20 protein-coding genes are annotated in these 17,972 nt (G+C 46.6%); 16 read left to right on the top strand and 4 right to left on the bottom strand.

What is annotated here, in order from left to right:
- Positions 1–46 precede the first annotated feature (46 nt).
- From WQ57_RS14035 to WQ57_RS13980, 12 genes are all read left to right on the top strand, one after another.
- Entirely contained in the window at positions 47–463 is a 417-nt protein-coding gene (locus tag WQ57_RS14035; RefSeq protein ID WP_046524417.1) for a hypothetical protein, read from the top strand.
- A gap of 41 nt (positions 464–504) precedes the next feature.
- Entirely contained in the window at positions 505–1,026 is a 522-nt protein-coding gene (locus WQ57_RS14030; protein ID WP_046524416.1) for a redoxin domain-containing protein, read from the top strand.
- A 171-nt stretch (positions 1,027–1,197) separates the two neighbouring features.
- The gene (locus WQ57_RS14025) at positions 1,198–1,329 is read left to right on the top strand and encodes an FbpB family small basic protein (RefSeq protein WP_046524415.1); all 132 of its coding nucleotides are present in this window, start codon (positions 1,198–1,200) and stop codon (positions 1,327–1,329) included.
- 68 nt (positions 1,330–1,397) lie between these two features.
- Positions 1,398–1,541, top strand: a complete 144-nt coding sequence (locus WQ57_RS14020; RefSeq protein ID WP_046524414.1) for an acid-soluble spore protein N — start codon at positions 1,398–1,400, stop codon at positions 1,539–1,541.
- Between the two features lie 176 nt (positions 1,542–1,717).
- Entirely contained in the window at positions 1,718–1,948 is a 231-nt protein-coding gene (tlp, locus tag WQ57_RS14015) for a small acid-soluble spore protein Tlp (RefSeq protein ID WP_046524413.1), read from the top strand.
- Positions 1,949–2,047: 99 nt separating this feature from the next.
- Entirely contained in the window at positions 2,048–4,363 is a 2,316-nt protein-coding gene (locus WQ57_RS14010; protein WP_046524412.1) for an AAA family ATPase, read from the top strand.
- Positions 4,364–4,801 (top strand): acyl-CoA thioesterase, encoded by a 438-nt coding sequence (locus WQ57_RS14005; protein WP_046524411.1) that lies wholly within the window; start codon positions 4,364–4,366, stop codon positions 4,799–4,801.
- A 5-nt stretch (positions 4,802–4,806) separates the two neighbouring features.
- Entirely contained in the window at positions 4,807–5,097 is a 291-nt protein-coding gene (locus tag WQ57_RS14000; RefSeq protein WP_046524410.1) for a hypothetical protein, read from the top strand.
- A 256-nt stretch (positions 5,098–5,353) separates the two neighbouring features.
- Positions 5,354–5,776 (top strand): organic hydroperoxide resistance protein, encoded by a 423-nt coding sequence (locus WQ57_RS13995; RefSeq protein ID WP_046524409.1) that lies wholly within the window; start codon positions 5,354–5,356, stop codon positions 5,774–5,776.
- Between the two features lie 61 nt (positions 5,777–5,837).
- Entirely contained in the window at positions 5,838–6,122 is a 285-nt protein-coding gene (locus WQ57_RS13990) for a GNAT family N-acetyltransferase (protein ID WP_046524408.1), read from the top strand.
- A 318-nt stretch (positions 6,123–6,440) separates the two neighbouring features.
- Positions 6,441–8,096: a catalase gene (locus tag WQ57_RS13985; RefSeq protein ID WP_046524407.1), complete on the top strand. Its 1,656-nt coding sequence runs from the start codon at positions 6,441–6,443 to the stop codon at positions 8,094–8,096.
- Between the two features lie 453 nt (positions 8,097–8,549).
- Positions 8,550–8,789 carry a hypothetical protein gene (locus tag WQ57_RS13980; RefSeq protein WP_046524406.1) on the top strand — a complete coding sequence of 80 codons (240 nt, stop codon included), beginning with the start codon at positions 8,550–8,552 and terminating at the stop codon, positions 8,787–8,789.
- Between the two features lie 169 nt (positions 8,790–8,958).
- On the opposite strand, the gene WQ57_RS13975 is transcribed toward WQ57_RS13980, so the two are convergent.
- Positions 8,959–9,162: a hypothetical protein gene (locus WQ57_RS13975; protein ID WP_156183146.1), complete on the bottom strand. Its 204-nt coding sequence runs from the start codon at positions 9,160–9,162 to the stop codon at positions 8,959–8,961.
- A 160-nt stretch (positions 9,163–9,322) separates the two neighbouring features.
- Between WQ57_RS13975 and WQ57_RS13970 the strand changes: the two genes are divergently transcribed.
- Complete coding sequence (locus WQ57_RS13970; RefSeq protein ID WP_046524404.1) at positions 9,323–10,129, top strand: MOSC domain-containing protein; 807 nt, start codon at positions 9,323–9,325, stop codon at positions 10,127–10,129.
- A 37-nt stretch (positions 10,130–10,166) separates the two neighbouring features.
- On the opposite strand, the gene WQ57_RS13965 is transcribed toward WQ57_RS13970, so the two are convergent.
- The 3 genes from WQ57_RS13965 to plsY form a co-directional block, all read right to left on the bottom strand.
- A complete protein-coding gene (locus WQ57_RS13965; protein WP_046524403.1) occupies positions 10,167–10,457 on the bottom strand; it encodes a HesB/YadR/YfhF family protein in 291 nt (96 codons plus the stop codon).
- Between the two features lie 134 nt (positions 10,458–10,591).
- Positions 10,592–11,740 (bottom strand): CapA family protein, encoded by a 1,149-nt coding sequence (locus WQ57_RS13960; RefSeq protein ID WP_046524402.1) that lies wholly within the window; start codon positions 11,738–11,740, stop codon positions 10,592–10,594.
- Positions 11,741–12,234: 494 nt separating this feature from the next.
- Entirely contained in the window at positions 12,235–12,831 is a 597-nt protein-coding gene (plsY, locus tag WQ57_RS13955) for a glycerol-3-phosphate 1-O-acyltransferase PlsY (protein WP_046524401.1), read from the bottom strand.
- 197 nt (positions 12,832–13,028) lie between these two features.
- Here plsY and WQ57_RS13950 point away from each other — a divergent pair, with 197 nt between their 5' ends.
- The 3 genes from WQ57_RS13950 to helD all read left to right on the top strand — a co-directional run bounded on the left by WQ57_RS13950 (position 13,029) and on the right by helD (position 17,554).
- A complete protein-coding gene (locus tag WQ57_RS13950) occupies positions 13,029–14,462 on the top strand; it encodes a phospholipase D family protein (RefSeq protein ID WP_046524400.1) in 1,434 nt (477 codons plus the stop codon).
- Between the two features lie 197 nt (positions 14,463–14,659).
- Entirely contained in the window at positions 14,660–15,073 is a 414-nt protein-coding gene (locus tag WQ57_RS13945; protein WP_046524399.1) for a CoA-binding protein, read from the top strand.
- A gap of 162 nt (positions 15,074–15,235) precedes the next feature.
- A complete protein-coding gene (gene helD, locus WQ57_RS13940; RefSeq protein WP_046524398.1) occupies positions 15,236–17,554 on the top strand; it encodes an RNA polymerase recycling motor HelD in 2,319 nt (772 codons plus the stop codon).
- The last annotated feature ends 418 nt before the right edge of the window (positions 17,555–17,972 follow it).

Here is a 17,972-nt window from a genome sequence, read left to right as displayed (position 1 = left end):
CCAATACTATATAATTGCTTAAGAGTGATTTAAGGAGGTGCATTACATGGATGCTTTCCAGCTGGGTCCGCTGATTATCAAGTACACTTGGATATTTGTTTTAGGGGCAGGAATATTAACATATTTAATGCTAAAAATGATTTTCAAACAGGAAGAGGACTTTCGGGAGTCTTTTCTTGACTCATTAATGAATTCGATTGTGATTGCGGTCATCGGCTATAAGATCAGCATTTTGCTCTTCAGGCCAGAGCTGTGGACTACCAATCCACTCGGAGCCCTTTACTTATCCGGAAGCTGGAGGGAGTATGCTGCTGGTATCCTGGCGGGTGGGCTGTACTTTCTTCGGATGCATAAGAAGCATTCCTGGGAAGCGCCTTTGCTTGGAAGGGCGTTTGTTTACTGTATTGTCACATTTATCACCGTTTATTGGCTGTTCCGCACCTTATTTTTTCTCATCTTTTAGGATAAAATACCTGTAGGAATGTAATCTTAAAGGAGTTTTTTATGGTGAAAAAACCGTTAGCAATCTCTATGGTCGTTGTCGTCCTTATGTTTGCCCTGTTTGCAGCGATGGACAAGGGCAGCCAGCCGGAGACCTCCGGCAGCCCGGTTGTCCATGCAGCTGAAACCGGAAAGCCGGCACCTACCTTCAGCCTTCTCAATATGGAAGGAAAAGAAGTGAAGCTGGAGGACTATAAGGGCAAGAAAGTGATGCTTAATTTCTGGGCGACATGGTGCCCGCCATGCAAGGCGGAAATGCCGGCGATGCAGCAGCTGTATGAAAAAGCCGGCAGCAGCTTTGAAATTCTTGCCATCGCAATCGATCCTGAAAACGATGTGACCGGATTTGTGAACGAGTATGAATTAACTTTTCCGATCCTTCTCGACAAAAATGGTACAGTCAACAGCAATTATGGCATTATCTCCATCCCGACTACCTTTTTGATCGATGAAGATGGCAAAATGCAGAAAAAGCATATTGGCATGATGACTCTCGAGCAGATGGAAGAGTTCATGGAGCCATAGAACAAGGCATCAGGAGGCCACCTGATGTCTTTTTTTGTCACAGAAAACATCGCTTAGGATTATATATAGTGGGTAAATAAATAATGCATTAAATTTTCAAAAAGTTGTAATAATTGCAACCGCTTATGGGCATAATGACTGTTACAATAGTAACAAAGGAAGGTGAAAACAATGAGAAAACCAAGAAAACGTTCTTTTGAAGAACTCGTTTTAGAAAATAAACTCGCCATCATGAATGACAGAGATGCAATGGAGAAGCTTGAAGCAAGACTTGAGCAAAAGCGCCTTAGCAAAGCAGAATAAAAGCATTCTTTTTCCATAAATGATTCCCCTCCTTACAGGAAAAACTGTAGGTAGAGGAGGGGAAAGCAATGGGTAATCCAAAACGCGACAGCAAACATTATGTCCCGAGCCATCTAGGCACACAGCCAAGAGGCTTCGGAGGAAATAAAGGGAAAAAGATGCAGGACACCTCTGGCGAACATGCCCAGGTAATCCAGACAAAAGGCGAATAGAACAACCATCTCGAACCCGCCCTTAAAATTGGCGGGTTTAAGTCTGACACTAAAGTTTACATAATAATATTATGTGCATATATTCCAACGGCACGAAAACATGTCACTCTTTTCCTTCAATAAAATGGGCCGCTGCTCCACAAACTAAATACGATAAATCAAAGGGGGTTGACAAGATGGCTAGTAAAAACACACCAAAGCCGGATGACCGCAGCGATAACGTCGAAAAATTGCAGTCGATGATTCACCATACGATTGAAAATATGGAGGATGCCGAGGAGGCAATGGAATTTTCTTCGGCAGAAGACCGCGCCCAGATTGAAGCGAAGAATGAAAGGCGCCGCCACAGTATAGAAGCATATCGTTCAGAAATAAGGGACGAAGCTGCACACGCACGCAAACAGTAAAGGAAGAGATGAAAGGCCTGCCGCAAAAGGCAGGTCTTTTCCTGTTTCCTATAAAATATGGTAAGATACGTTCTGAATCCTAATTAAAGAAGTGATGAAATGGAACAGCAGAGAAGCAGGACAGAACTGGAAAAGAGGCAGTCCCTTTGGGAACAGGAGCTTCGGGAAACGGGAGCGATTGCCGATGAGGGGGCTCTTTTAAGCTATATAAAAACACTGGATGATCACTCAGATGCTGAGGCTAAAGGCGATCTTCTGGCCATGGCCGGCAAGTCGCGGGCGAACCGCGGCGGCCATGACGCCCTTGTGCTCAATTGGATGGAAAAGGCTCTCGAGCTGAACCCGGCCAACAGGATTGCGCGCGGTTACCTTTCGGCCCACCAATGGAAAGGGATGGAAAGTTTGTTTGAGGCGGCCACTTTTCCTCCCTTAAGGGAAACCGACAACCGGGCGGCCAAGCGAAAGACCGCTGAGCAAATCATTCAAATCTGCCGGCAATTTTTGGACCAGGCGGAAACACATCTGGACGAGCTGGAGACAGCTGCCAAAAGGAACGGCCAGGATGCACGCTATCTGGAGTTAAAGAGAATACTGCAAGAGAGCATCGAAGAGAGCGCCCTGCTGCTGAAGGCGGCCGAAGGGTATGAACAATCCATCAGCGGAGTCTTCCATACTTCCGTTCATTATGATGAATTGAAAAACAGGATCAAAACGCTTGAAGAGTGGAAGGCGGCTTGGGCGAGTCAATTTGAGGGGACGAAGGAGCAAGCGGAAGAAGATCCGCTGGAGGAGCTGAACAGTCTGATTGGCCTAAAGTCAGTCAAGGAGAGGGTCAGCTCCTTCTACAGCTTCCTGAAATACCAGAAAAAGCGGAGGGAACTCGGGTTTCAGACGAAGGACAGTCTTAGCTTAAATATGGTGCTGACAGGTAATCCGGGTACAGGCAAAACAACGATTGCCCGGCTTCTCGCGAAGATTTATTTTAAGCTTGGCGTACTGCCAAGGGCAGAAGTGATTGAGGCCGACCGCTCCCAGCTGGTCGGTGCCTATGTTGGCCAAACGGAGGAAAATGTCCGCAAGATGGTTGAAAAAGCCTTAGGCGGAGTATTGTTCATCGACGAAGCCTACAGCTTGAAACGGGAAGGCCAAACAGGGAATGACTATGGCCAAACGGCGATTGATACGCTGGTCTCTCTGATGACGGGGCAGGAATATGGGGGAAGGTTTGCGGTCATCCTTGCAGGCTACCCGGAAGAAATGCGGCAATTTCTTGATGCAAACCCCGGACTTAGAAGCCGTTTTCCGCAGTCCAATCTGATTCACCTCCCCGACTATGACAATGAAGAACTAATGCAGATTGGCGAACAGTCAGCGGCAGACAATGATTATGTTCTTTCCGAAGGGGCAAAGACAGAACTTATGAACCGGATTGAACGGGAAAGAGTCGATGATACGTTCGGCAATGCGAGAAGCGTCATCAACATAATCCAGGACGCCATTTTTACCAAGGGAGCCAAAGTGGGCGAAGAAATGGATGTTTTCACATACTCGCTACTTGAAAGAGACGATTTTGCTCTTGAACCAGATGGCGACAAGGAGGATGCACGCGAACAGCTCAGCCAGCTGATCGGCCTTAATGTGGTCAAAGAGGAAGTACAGTCGCTGATTTCGTTTGTGCGGATGCAGCAGCTGCGCCGCGACAAGGGGCTGCAGGCTGTGCCGATTCAGCTGCATTCGGTGTTTACCGGTAATCCCGGCACAGGCAAAACGACAGTCGCCAAGATTTATGCCCAGCTTTTAAAAGACTGCGGTATATTGAAGCGAGGCCACCTGATTGTCGGCAGCCGGGCCGATTTTGTCGCCGGATATGTCGGCCAGACAGCGATTAAAACAAAGAAAAAGATACGCGAAGCGCTTGGCGGCGTATTGTTCATTGATGAAGCCTATTCCCTGCTTAGCCAGGGAAATGGCGATTTTGGCAAAGAAGTAATCGATACGCTTGTTGATGAAATGACCAGGCATAATGAGAACCTGGTCGTCATACTCGCGGGTTATCCTGATCAGATGAATGAGCTGCTCGAAAGCAATCCAGGTCTGCGCTCAAGGTTCAAGAAGTTTTTCCATTTTCCAGACTATACAGCTGCCGAGCTGTTGGAAATCATGGAAAACTATGCAGGCAGCTATCAATATAAATTATCGGAACAGGCAAGGAGTTTTATCCTGGAGACTATTTCGGCAGAAGGGGTTGCCGGAAACGGCCGCTTTGCGACCAATGTGATTGATGAAGCGGTGCAGGCGCAGGCCTTCAGGCTGATGGACAGCCCGTTTGTGGAGGAATTTACCGAGGAAACTCTGTGCCTCCAAGAAGAGGATTTGAGAAGAGCGCTTGATAAAATGGGAAAAGGGGAATTTTAGATGCTTATTTCAACCAAGGAAATCGAAGTCAGGTATGCGGAAACCGACCAGATGGGCGTGGTGTACCATGCCAATTATTTAATTTGGATGGAGCTGGGCCGCACCAGCCTGATTCAGGATCTGGGCTTTAATTATGCCGAGATGGAGAAGGAAGGAATCATTTCCCCAGTGATTGATATCCAGGCGTCGTACAAACAGCCTGTCCGCTATGGCCAGCAGGCTGTTATCAAGACATGGATCGAGGAGTATGACGGCTTGAGGGTCACATATGGGTATGAAGTGCTGAATGGTTCAGGGGAGCTGGCATTGACGGGTACATCCCGCCATGTGTGTGTGAAAAAAGAATCCTTCCGTCCCATTTCCATCAAGCGGGTCTATCCTGACTGGCATGAAGCGTACCTGAATGCCATGAAGCAGCCGGCAGGCCAGGAAGGCTAAAAGGAATGGCGTTTGGAATCAACAGGGAGGAGCTCCGTCGCTGGAAAGCGGAGGTAGCCCGCGGCGAAATCGCGTTTCTCACCCATTATTGGCTCGACGACCGCTTTCCCGGATGCAAAACCGTCACAAAGGTAGGCTGCAGCAATATGGAGAAACTCGCCGCCTGGGGAGAAAAGCATGGGCTGAAGGCAGAGTGGATAGACTGGCGCAAGGCCGACTTGCCTCATTATGATCTCTTCGGGGAAAGACGGGACGAAATTTTAAGGAAAGAAGGCAAGGAACATCTGATTTGGTAGATACCGATCCCCATTAATGATATTTTCGCTTGTCTGCTGCGAAGCGGTGCGTTAATCAGCGATTAACGCACCTTTTTTATTGTTTGTGCTTGTGATAATTGTTTGGTTAAATGTTCGCAGCTATATGTGAAATGAAGATTACCGAATAATGCGAGTACTAGCATTAAATTGCGTTTCATTTTCCTAGGCCAGGATTATTTCCTCCGTACAAGGGAATAGGTAAATGGTGAAGCAAAAATCGAGAGGAGTTTTAGCGATGAGTGAAAAACTGTTTACGTCTTCTGTTTCCGCAGTTGGGGGAAGGGAAGGCCGGGTGGAGTCTTCCAACGGAGTCATCAACATGGAGCTCGCCATGCCAAATACCCCCAGGGCAAAGGAAAAGCCGGAGGCCACCAATCCTGAGCAGCTGTTTGCAGCAGGCTATGCGGCATGCTTTGATGGAGCCTTGCAATTGATGGCGAAAAAAGCTAGGGTTGAGTTCACTTCCGAGGTGACGGCGAATGTGAGTTTGTTGAAGGATGAAAAAGATGATGGTTTCAAGCTTGGAGTGCTGCTGCAGGTGAAAGGCGAAGGCATCGAGAAAAGCCAATTGGAAGAACTGGTTCATAAAGCCCATGAATTCTGCCCATATTCCAAGGCCACAAGAGGGAATATTGACGTTCAGCTCGAGGTAGTATAACACAACAAGATGCCTTCCAGAGGGCATCTTTTCATCTTTTAAACAATGAGGAGGGATAGAAGTGGCTAAAGAGATCCAACAAGGAACAAGCAGTTTTTATATTGGCGATGACGAGACCAATCCAACAGCTGAAATCCATTATGCAGAATCAGAGGATGGCAACTTGATTGTCGACCATACTTTTGTCTCCGAGGAACTTCGGGGGCAAGGTGTAGGAGAAAAGCTGGTGAAGGAAGTCGTACAGTTTGCCCGTGACAAGCAAAAGAAGATCATTCCTGAGTGCACATTTGCTCAAAAGCAGTTCGAACGGAATCAGGACTATCAGGACGTTTTGCTTAAAAACTAAGAGGAAGTTCACAAAAACGAGGCGCCTAGAGCAATTGGCCCTCGTTTTTGTGTTCTCTGGACTTTTGAATAAGCTGGCATTATTTAAAATTTACCGTTTAAAAATAGAAGAGTTGTGGTAAAAGAATGAAAGTGTGGAAGATTTAGGCATGAATGGTAAGGTACATATTGAATTTCCACTAATAATTGTAAGCATCCTATCAAGTTAAAGATTTCAATGTAGTGTAAATTGAGGTTTTTTTCTGAAGGCCCTTATTTCTACATATTTTTTCCAATTAAAGGAAAGATAAGGGAAAATAAAATTGAGGAGGTTTGCATTTTGGCAGAAAATGAAAACAATAAAGGGTCAAAGGGTCAGGACGAGAAACGGGAGACATTGACAAACCGCCAGGGCCATCCGGTGAGGGACAACCAAAACATCCGTACGGTCGGCAACCGCGGCCCAGCGACGCTTGAGAATTACCATTTCATTGAAAAAATCTCCCATTTTGACCGGGAAGAGATTCCTGAGCGTGTGGTTCACGCGCGAGGCACCGGAGCTTTTGGTTACTTTGAGACATATGGAAAAGTGGGCGATGAGCCGGTCGAGAAGTATACCCGTGCAAAAGTATTTTCGGGTGCTGGCAAGAAAACACCACTCATGGTACGTTTCTCTACAGTAGCGGGGGCAAAGGATTCGCCGGAAACGGCACGTGACCCGCGTGGTTTTGCTGTTAAGATGTATACGGAAGATGGAAACTGGGATTTGGTTGGAAACAACCTGAAAATCTTCTTTATTCGCGATGCGATGAAGTTTCCTGATATGATTCATGCTTTTAAAGCGGATCCGGCATCGAATGTTCCGAATCCAGAGCGGATGTTTGACTTCGTTTCCCGCTCGCCTGAAGCGACACATATGATCACTTTTCTGTTTTCTCCATGGGGAATTCCAGCAACTTACCGTCATATGCAAGGATCCGGCGTCAACACGTATAAATGGGTGAATGACAAAGGAGAGGCTGTACTGGTGAAGTATCACTGGGAGCCAAAGCAAGGGATCCGCAACCTGACGCAGGAAGAGGCTAACGAGATTCAAGCAAAGAACGTCGGCCATGCGACACAGGATCTATATGAAGCGATTGAGCGCGGGGATTATCCGGAATGGGAGCTTTATGTGCAAATCATGGAGGATGACTATCATCCGGAACTTGATTTCGACCCGCTCGATGATACAAAACTTTGGCCGGAAGACAAGTTCCCATGGCTGCCGGTAGGGCGTATGGTCCTTGACCGAAATCCGGTCGACTATCATGCGGAGATTGAACAAGCCGCCTTCGGTACGGGCGTTCTGGTCGATGGCATGGATTTCTCTGATGATAAAATGCTGCAGGGCCGTACGTTCTCCTATTCGGATACACAGCGTTACCGGGTAGGTGCGAACTATCTTAAGCTGCCTGTGAACGCACCTAAAGCGCATGTCCGCACAAACCAGCAGCGCGGCCAGATGGATATCCGCGACCCGCAAGAGTCCGGGGACAATCCGCATATCAACTATGAGCCATCGATGCTCGGCGGATTTGAGGAAGCGAGCAAGGAAAATCATCCGCCGCATCAGCCATCCTATAATGCCGCGGTAATGAGCGCACCGATTGACAGGCCGAACAATTACGGCCAGGCAGGCCATACTTACCGCAGCTTTGAGGACTGGGAGCGCGATGAATTGATCAAAAACCTGTCCGAGGCACTTGCTGTCTGCAACAAGAAAATTCAGGATGCGATGATTGAACATTTCACTCAAGCCGACGAAGAATATGGCCGCCGTGTGAAGGAAGGCATCGAAATGAAAATGAAGGAAATGAAAGAAAAAGCGGCGGAAAACAAGGTTCCGGGCCGCGAAGCAGGAAAATCGAAATATCAGGGCGGACTCAGCAATTCAGCGGCTAACGAGGCAACAAAAGATGCCGTGAACAAAAGTCACGAAGCCGACCCGTATTAGGATAAACGAATAAAAACAAAGGCTGTACAGGAATTCAGGGTAATGCTGATGGACTGGCAGTCTTTTTTATGTGAAAAAGGGGCCAGCTGCGGTAAATCAAGCCAATAGTGTTTATTGGAGTAAAAGAAAGAGGTCGAGAGGGGAAATTTGCGCCAACAGGGGTTATTAACGTAAAAAAGGAGAAGCCAGCCGTGTGAAATTGCGTCAACATAGTATTGCCATTTTCCCGGTTCAAATAAGAAAGATGACTGGTCTAAAGAATTGGCAAAAAAGATAAACTGTTGTTACCGAAGTTTTCTATATCAAGTGGGCTTTCCTGCAGCAAATGAATATCCCACAGTTGAGTGGCTGCTCTTTGACAAATCCGTTTCCCATTAAGATAAAAAGGGAAATAAATCTTTTAGAAAGGAAAAGCAGGAACTGAAAATCGCGATTCGTTAAGGAGATGCAGCCATGAACAGAGAACTATATGATTTAATGACAAAAATTCTAAGCGAAGTGGACAGCGTGAAATCCCATATTGAGGAAGCAAAACAAGAAAATGGTGTCAATCTGCAGGCAACGGAGAGAATCATAGACAGGCTGAAAATTATAGCACAGGAAGCTGATGACGAATTAAATGATACACTCATAAGGATTGAAGAAAACTTTGACATAGAACAAGCGAAATCCAGAAGAACCATTCACGATTAATAATGAAAAAACCTATTTGATAAACGAAAAGAAGAGCAACGCTAAACTTGCGTTGCTCTTCTTTTTGGAACGGGTTGTTTGGTTTCGGAAGGATTTGTGAACAGTTTTATAGAATTGGAACTATAATGCCTCAATCAAGAGGGGGTGTTCCTGAAATTTGCCAATAAACCTAACGGGGAATGCTTTCAGAAATTTTCCGGTACAAGGCGGTAACATCATCGGTTGCATTTTGGTCACTCATGTTCGCAGGAATGTTGTAAGTACGTATCATTTCATTTAAAAGCTTCTGTAATTTAAGAGATTTTACACGATCAGACAGGTCCGAATCCATGATTTTCTCGTAAACGGCGTTTATCTGTTTTAATGTCCTCATGAAGACCTCCGAATAGTCTAAGATGTACATCTCTTATACCCCTATATTAAGCTGGCTAAAAGGGTTTTATGCACAGGTTAATGGTATAGATGAAACAATTAAATCATTACATTAATAATTGAGTGCAGAAGTACTTAAAAATGAAGGAAGGGTGATTGATATGGGATCCCTTAAGGTTGCATCAATTTGGAGATATCCTGTCAAATCGATGATGGGGGAAGAATTAAATGCATGCGAAATGACCGAAAAGGGCTTGTTGGGAGACAGGGCCTACGGAGTTATTGATAATGACACTGGAAAACTTGCGAATGCTAAAAATCCGCACAAATGGCCGAACATGTTTCAGTATCGTGCGAATTTTACTGTGCCTCCGCAAAAGGATGCCGCCATTCCTCCGGTGAGAATCACCTTTCCGGACGGCAGATCGATGATGAGCACAGACGAAGAAAAAGATGCAATTCTTTCAAAAAGCTTAAATCGAACCGTCCATTTGTCTACTCCTTCACGGATGGATGTTCAATTTGAAGGGTATATTCCCAGAGAGATAGAGGAACTGGATAACAAAGGGTCGATTTTTACAAGGACTTCCCCGGAAGGTACGTTTTATGATATTGGTATGGTTCATATCATCACAACTTCTACGATCAACTATTTGAGGAGGCTGGCGCCGGAAAGCAGAATTGAGCCGCGGAGGTTCAGGCCAAATCTTATCATTGAAGTTCCGGATAGAGAAAATTTTATGGAAAATGAATGGGTAGGGAAGACGTTGACGATTGGACAAGTCCAGCTAAAGGTTTCCCAGGAGACAAAGCGGTGTGTCATGACCACCCTGGCCCAGGGGGACCTCCCAAAAGACCTCAATGTATTAAAATCGATTGTGAGAAACAACGAAGGCAGCTTTGGAGTTTATGCTTCCGTAGTGAAAACAGGAAAAGTGAGCGTCGGGGATAGCCTTGAACTACACTGAATGAAAATAAAAACAGCCCAAGGGCTGTTTTTACATGTTAATTATATAAGTATTCCGGTTCTCCGGCGTTTTGATTGAATTCGACTTGAAGGTCATGGCCGTCAAAATACCATAAATCCTTTTCAAGGATATAATAGGTAATGCCATTCTTTTTGATTTCGGCTCCAATTCCAGCTTCCGGCTCTTCGAGTGAGATTCCCAGGGAGAAGCCTTTCTGGACGGTGCTGCATCCTCCATATCTTGCAAAGAAGCGGACAAAGCTACCTTCCTTGATGTCCATTTCCTCCACATACCATTCTGCTGCCTGATCGCTGATTTTTATCTCCATGACCGATCTCCTTCCGTGATGCTGTATAGGATTATTATAAAGTTGATGAACGCTGATGTCGAACAATCTGCTGGACTCTTCTTATCGTATGCATAAAACAAAAGATAACTCCCGCCTTGGGAGTTATCTTTTGTCTAGTCCTCGATCTTCATATGTTCCGCAATTTCGGTGTATTTGGCCCCTGCGTCTTTGAGTCCGTGGCTTCCTGCGTCCTTCAGGGGCACTACGCGGTAATTTCGCTGTCCATTGCTTGCAACAAAGGTAGGGTAAAAGGCCGGATTAGCGAGTTCAACGGATGTTCCGCGGGGGGTAACGGTTTTGATGACTTCAACCGAAGCCATACCGCCAATGTCCTTGTAATCCCACACTTGCCCGGACAGGAAGTTCCCGAGCGAGTAGACGACGAGCGATTTGCTTCCATCTTCAGCCGTAAGCCATTCCATCGGCTGAAGCACGTGGGGATGATGGCCAAAAACGACGTCCACTCCTTCATTGACGAGGAACTGTGCCAGCTCTTTCTGGATTTCATCGGGATGGCGCTGGTATTCATTTCCCCAATGAATGCTCATCACCACCACATCCGCTTCCTTCTTTGCCCGGTGCACTTCTTCCTCCATGGCGGCTTTATCAATAAGATTGACAAGATAATCTTTTCCTTCCGGCACGGGAATGCCGTTAGTTCCGTATGTGTAAGATAGGTAAGCAATGGAGATTCCGTTTTTATCGAGAATCCTCAGTCTTTTTTTATCTTCCTCATCCTTGAACGATCCTACATAGGGCAGCCCTGCCGCCGTTAGGTAGCTGATTGAATTTTGGGCGCCTTTCTCGCCTCTGTCTAGCGTATGGTTGTTTGCAGTCGAAACGATGTCCACTCCCGCATCAATCAGGGCGTCACCCACTTCGTGCGGGCTGTTGAAGGAAGGGTAGCTGGATAATCCCATTTCAACGCCGCCGAGGATGGTTTCCTGGTTCGCGAGCAGCAGGTCCGGCTTCTCCAGCTCGTCTTTGACAGCGGCGAGCATAGGTTTAAAATCAAATCCCTCTGCTGTTCGGGCATCTTCATAAACCCGGTCGTGAATCAAAATGTCCCCAATCGCGGCGATTGTCAGTTTTTGTTTGAACGTCTTGCCTTCCACACTGCAGCTTCGTTCATTATGAGAGGACAACACCATTGGCTTTGCTGCTTTTTCCACTTCCGTTTGCTGCTGATAAACGAAAAATCCTGCTCCTAAAAGCATCAGAACAATGATAGTCAATAAAGGCATCAGCCTGTTAATCTTCATGAAACGGTCTTCCTTTCGTGCCTGAGCAGATTTATTTTTAATTCTCTATGGATAATATAATATGAAGGTAGAAATTTGCGGTAAAATGGCGAAACGTTCATAAATAATTCACAAATGGCAAATCCAACCCATTTTTTTGTTGACCAAACAGCAGGAGGTGGCTTTATGTTTAACATAACAGAAAGCGCTTATCAAGCTTTGCAGGAAGCGCTAAGGCGCGAGCAAAACGAAAGTGAAAAGCTGTATGTCAGGCTGACCATGGGCATCGGCTGAGGAGGGCCCAAGCTCCAGCTGTCTCTGGAAGAGCAGCCTCTTGAAGCCGACCACACCTTTGTATTTGATGAAATATCCATCTTGATCCACAAGGATGATCTGGTATATTTTGACCAAACCAAACTTGATTATGTTAAAGATGTTTTTCAGTCAGGGCGGTTCCACTTATTAAGAGTATAATCGAAACAAAAGAGAGGCGCTGGCCTCTCTTTTTTTTGCTGTTATTTCTTCTGTGACATCCATTTTATTTTAGGTTCCGTCTTGTCCCTGATCCTCTTGATGTTCGCCCGGTGGCGGTATACGACAAAGGTGGCCAGCACGGCGACCACAGCAATCAAAGCCGGATCTCTTGTGAACAGTGCATAAGTCAATGTCGCAATTGCCGTAAGGATGGAGGATAACGATACATACTTTGTGGTATATAGGCTAATAAGGAAAAAAGCAAGCATTAATACAAACATCAATGGGGCGTATGCGAGCAAAATCCCGCCTGAAGTCGCTACGGCCTTGCCGCCCCGGAAACCGGCGAAAATCGGATACATGTGGCCAATGACGGCAAAAACACCCGCCAGAAGCATATGGGTGCCGGAGCCAAAGAACAACGGAAGGCTGGCTGCGAGCGTTCCTTTCAGGATATCAGCAAGGGTGACAGCAATGCCTGCCTTGACGCCAAGTGTCCGGAAAGTGTTGGTGCCTCCAAGGTTCCCGCTTCCATGCTCGCGGATATCCGTATTGTAAAACAGCTTGCCGATGATCAGGCCTGAGGGGATTGAACCTAGCAAATAAGCCAATAAAAGTATAAGTCCAGTTACTGCCATGAATATTTCTCCTTTATGAATTATAACGATATTGTACCATGTAATGGTGAAAACTCCATGTTGAATTTTGCTGCCTGTCATATCTGTGGCTGGATTGAATGAAAAAGCAATGTCGAATCAGGGATTAGAATTTTTGAAAAGTTTAACGGTTGCTGACTTGGTCTATAAGTATAGAAATTAGACAGAGGAGCCATTCCATGAAGACATTGCTGACGAAGATGAAAAGTTATAAAGTACTAATCCCGTTGATTCTCCTTCTCATTGTCGGCGGGACCATTGTTTATCATACAACCAAAAGCCTTCCGGAAGGACTGTCCTACGAGGGAGGAGTCTATCAAACGGACCATGTGCGCTTTTTGTATGATTTGACCTATAAGGACAGTGATGGGAACGTTAGGAAAGAGCAGCAGATTTTTCAGCGGGTATTGGAAGCGGTCGAAGAAGCCGAGGAATTTATTGTCCTCGATATGTTCTTGTTCAATAACTATGTAAATGAAGATAAAAACTATCCGAAAATAACGGAAACCCTGACCGAGACCCTGATTGACATGAAGGAAGAAAAAGATGTCCAGATCCATGTGATTACCGACCCGGTCAACCTTACATATGGATCCCATGCGACTGGGCATCTTCAGGAGATGCGGGATCATGGTATAGAGGTCATTTTCACCAACCTTGAGCCGCTTAGGGATTCCAATCCGTTATACTCCGGAGTGTGGCGGGTGTTTTTGCAATGGTTTGGCCAAGCAGGGGAGGGGTGGCTGCCGAACCCGATGGCATCGACAGCCCCGGATGTAACACTGAGATCTTATTTGGAGCTCCTCAATGTCAAAGCGAATCACCGCAAAGTCCTTGTAACTGATCAGACAGCGATTGTTGCTTCGGCAAATCCCCACGACGAAAGCGGCTTCCATTCCAATATTGCTCTTGAAACAGACGGAAACGTTATTGCCGACCTGCTCGAGACGGAGCAGGCTGTTGCTGACTTTTCGGGCGGGAGCAAGTTCCCTGAAATGGAGAAAAAAGCAGATAGAGGCTCCATGAATGTTCAGGCCCTGACAGAAGGGAAAATCCACCAGCATGTCGTTGGCGAGCTGAATGATTCACAGCCAGGTGACAAGGTGTGGATCGGGATGTTCTACCTCGCCGACAGGAAGGTGATCGATGCCATTGGCAAGGCTGCCGAGCGGGGGGCCGAGGTACGCATCATTCTTGATCCGAACAAAAATGCTTTCGGGAATAAAAAAAGCGGGCTTCCGAATGTACCAGTTGCTGCGGAACTTGTCAGGATGGGCAATGATAATATTGAGGTAAAGTGGTACAACACGGGGGAAGAACAGTACCATTCAAAAATCATCTATTTCGACAGGGGGGAAGAAAGAATGGTGATTGGCGGTTCAGCCAATTTTACACGAAGAAACCTCGATGACCTGAACCTGGAAACGAATTTGAAGGTTTGGGGCCCCTCGGATGCCGAATCCATGCAGGAAGTGGATTTCTATTTTAAGCGAATCTGGACCAACGAGGATGGAGAATTTACGCTCTCATATAATGAAAACGAGGACAAGCTGACAGCTGCAAAATATATTGTCTACTGGATTCAGAAACTGCTTCGGCTGACTACGTTCTAATACCGCAGGGAAGCGGGGAACTGCTGGCAGAAGCCTCCTTGGACTGGAACCATTTGCATGAATGGGAGAGCTAAAACAGGGTAAAACCATGATAGGCCCATCGCCATAAAAAGCGGGGCAAACAGCACTTTGGTACATTTCTTTGTTATCATGGGTTAATATTAAGGAGAAGAAAATAAAGGGAGTGAAGGTGAACAATGGAAATGCAGTATCCAAGCCGTTCAGAAATTGGAGAGATTTTGAAAAAATCAAAGCGAATCGCTGTTGTCGGATTAAGCGATAACCCGGAGCGAACCTCCTACATGGTGTCAAAGGCGATGCAGGATGCCGGCTATGAAATCATTCCTGTCAATCCGACCGCAGATGAAATTCTTGGCGTAAAAGCGGTATCCTCCCTGAAGGAAATTAAGGGACATATCGATATTGTCAATGTGTTCCGCCGCTCAGAATACCTGCCAGGGGTAGCGAAGGAGTTCGCCGAAATTGATGCTGATGTTTTTTGGGCGCAGCTAGGCCTTGAGAACGAAGAAGCCTACCAATATCTCAAGGAGAAAGGCTATACGGTCATTATGGACCGCTGCATCAAAGTGGAGCATGCATTGACCAGGTAAGGCACATTTAAAAAGCGCGGAACAAGCTTCCGCGTTTTTTGTGTGGGCCTTCGCTTCTGATTGTGCATGTGCCCTTATAGTCCATACTAAACTAGAACAAAGAAATACTTTTACAATACATTGAATTTACGTAATAGTGCTGTCTCTTAAGGAGTGGTCATAATGAGTGCACAGAAACAGAACGAGCTGCAGGAAGAACAAAGCCGGGTCAAATGGATTGCGGAACTGATTGGCAGGAAAAAGAACACCCTAGAAAAGCATGCTGGAAAAATCGAGTCGGAAGCTCTCGAAATTCGCCGGACCTTCTGGGAAGACGTCACAGTGAACGTGGATGAACCGGATGATCTCGCTGAAACGTATACAAGCATCAAGCAGCAGGCAGAGCTTCTTTCGGAGCGTGAGCGCAGCCAGAATACTCTCGACAAACAGCTGAAAACTCTCGAAAGGCTGGAGCACTCTCCCTATTTTGGACGCATCGATTTTCACGAAGAGGGTGAAGAAGCAGCGCAATCCATTTATATCGGCATCGCCTCTTTTCTTGATGAAAACGATGAGGACTTCCTGATCTATGACTGGCGGGCGCCAATTTCCAGCCTTTACTACGATTATCCGCCAGGTCCAGCGCAGTACGAAACAAGCCTGGAAAAAGTGACCGGCCAGATTGAACTGAAACGGCAATTTGTCATCCGCGAAGCAGAAATCAAGGCGATGTTTGATACAGGTGTGACGATTGGTGATGAAATGCTGCAGGAGGTCCTCGGCAACAATGCTGATACGCAGATGAAAAGCATTGTCGCCACGATTCAAAAAGAACAGAATCAAATCATCCGCAATGAAAAAAGCAATCTTCTGATCGTTAAGGGCGTCGCCGGAAGCGGCAAAACATCGGCTGCAATGCAAAGGGTCGCTTACTTGCTTTATCGCTACCGGAACATCATCAAGTCGGAAAACATTATGCTGTTTTCCCCGAACCCGATGTTCAACAGCTATGTATCCACCGTTCTCCCTGAGCTTGGCGAAGAGAACATGCAGCAGGCCACTTTCCAGGAGTATCTGCTGTCCCGCCTGGGCAGGGACTTTGAGCTTGAAGACGTCTTCAGCCAAATGGAGTATTTGCTGTCGGGGAGCAATGACAGCCATTATGATGCCAGGCTCGAGAGCATTCGCTTTAAATCCGGACTTCAATTTAAAAAGCTGATTGACAACTATGCAGCCCGTTTATCCTCTGGCGGACTTATTTTTAAAAATGTGACTTTCCGGAAAAACATCCTGTTCAGCAAGGAAGAGCTTTATGACTATTTTTATTCCCTGGATCCTGCATTGCCAATTCCAAATCGCATTCAGCTGCTGAAAGAACATCTTTTAAAAGAATTGAAAAAGAGAGCGCGCCTTGAAGAAAAGGCAGAGTGGGTGGAGGAGGAAATCCAGTTTTTGGACAAAGAGGAATTCCTTGATGCCTATAAGTATCTTCAGGATAAAAAGCGGTTCAACGAAGAAACGTTTGATGATTTTGAGCGGGAACAGAAATTTCTTTCGCGAGTGCTGGTTACGCAAAAATTCAAATCGGTGTTCAATGGTGTTAAGAGGCTAAGATTCATTGACAGGAAAGCCTTGTACAGCCAGCTTTTTGTAGGGGAGCATTCGGTTGACCTACCAGGGAACTGGGAAGGCATCAAAGCACTGACGCTCGAGGAACTGAGGAAAGGCCATATCCTCTATGAGGATGCAACGCCATTTTTGTATCTGCAGGACCTTGTTGAGGGGCGCAAGTCCAACACTGGCATCCGCCATGTGTTCATTGATGAGGCCCAGGATTATACCCCGTTTCAGTTCGCGTTCATCCGCCAGCTTTTTCCTTACAGCAAAATGACGCTGCTTGGGGATATGAACCAGGCCGTCTATTCGGGGCCGACGGGTTCTGAAACCGTCCTGGCGGAAGATGCTCTGGGCATTGAGGAAAAAGAAGTGATCACCTTGTCGCGCACTTACCGGTCGACCAGGCAGATTGTCGAATTCACCTCACAGCTGATTGAAGAAGGATACAAAATCCAGCCGTTCAACCGGAATGGCAGCAAGCCGAGGTTTACGCTGGTTGGTGAAAGCGGGAAACTGGCGGATGCGGTACAGAAGTCCTTGAAAAGATTGAAGGCTGATGGGCATAAAACGATTGCGATCATCTGCCGGACTTCAAATGAAAGCCGGCAAGCCTATGAAGAAATTGGGAGCGAAATTCAGGCCCGGCTGATTGAAAAAGGGACGATCGCCTATGAAAAGGGCATCAGCATCATTCCCGCCTATCTGGCAAAAGGAATCGAATTCGATGCCGTCATCATTTACAATGCTTCTTCCTATCGAGATGAAGGCGAACGCAAGCTATTTTATACAGCATGTACAAGGGCCATGCATGAACTGCATCTGTTTGGGGATGGAGATGTGCCGCTGCTTGCCGGAGTGGACCCGGAGCTGTATGTGAGACATTAAGTTTGGTGGCAGGCTTCATAGAGATAGTGAGTTTGGGTAGAGAGAGGCGTAATGCAAGCTTGTTTTTTGGTGGGGAGAGGGGGCTGACGTGGGTCTCAGTGCCCGTTTTTAGGAGCGGCCAGGGATTTTGGGTGCTGACAGATGTTCTCAGTGCCCATTTTCAGGAGGGGCCAGGGATTTTGGGCACTGACGGGTGCTCTCAGTGCCCATTTTCAGGGGCGGCCAGGGATTTTGGGTGCTGACAGGAGTTCTCAGTGCCCATTTTTAGGAGGGGTCAGGGATTTTGGTTGCTGACAGGAGTTCTCAGTGCCCATTTTCAGGAGGCGCCAGTGAATTTGGGTGCTGACAGGAGTTCTCAGTGCCCATTTTTAGGAGCGGCCAGGGATTTTGGGCACTGACGGGTGCTCTCAGTGCCCAT

It is taken from the genome of Mesobacillus campisalis (assembly GCF_000986785.1).
Taxonomy (GTDB): domain Bacteria; phylum Bacillota; class Bacilli; order Bacillales; family Cytobacillaceae; genus Mesobacillus_B; species Mesobacillus_B campisalis.
Note: the sequence above shows the minus strand (reverse complement) of the source record. Positions and strands in the feature narration are given on the sequence as shown.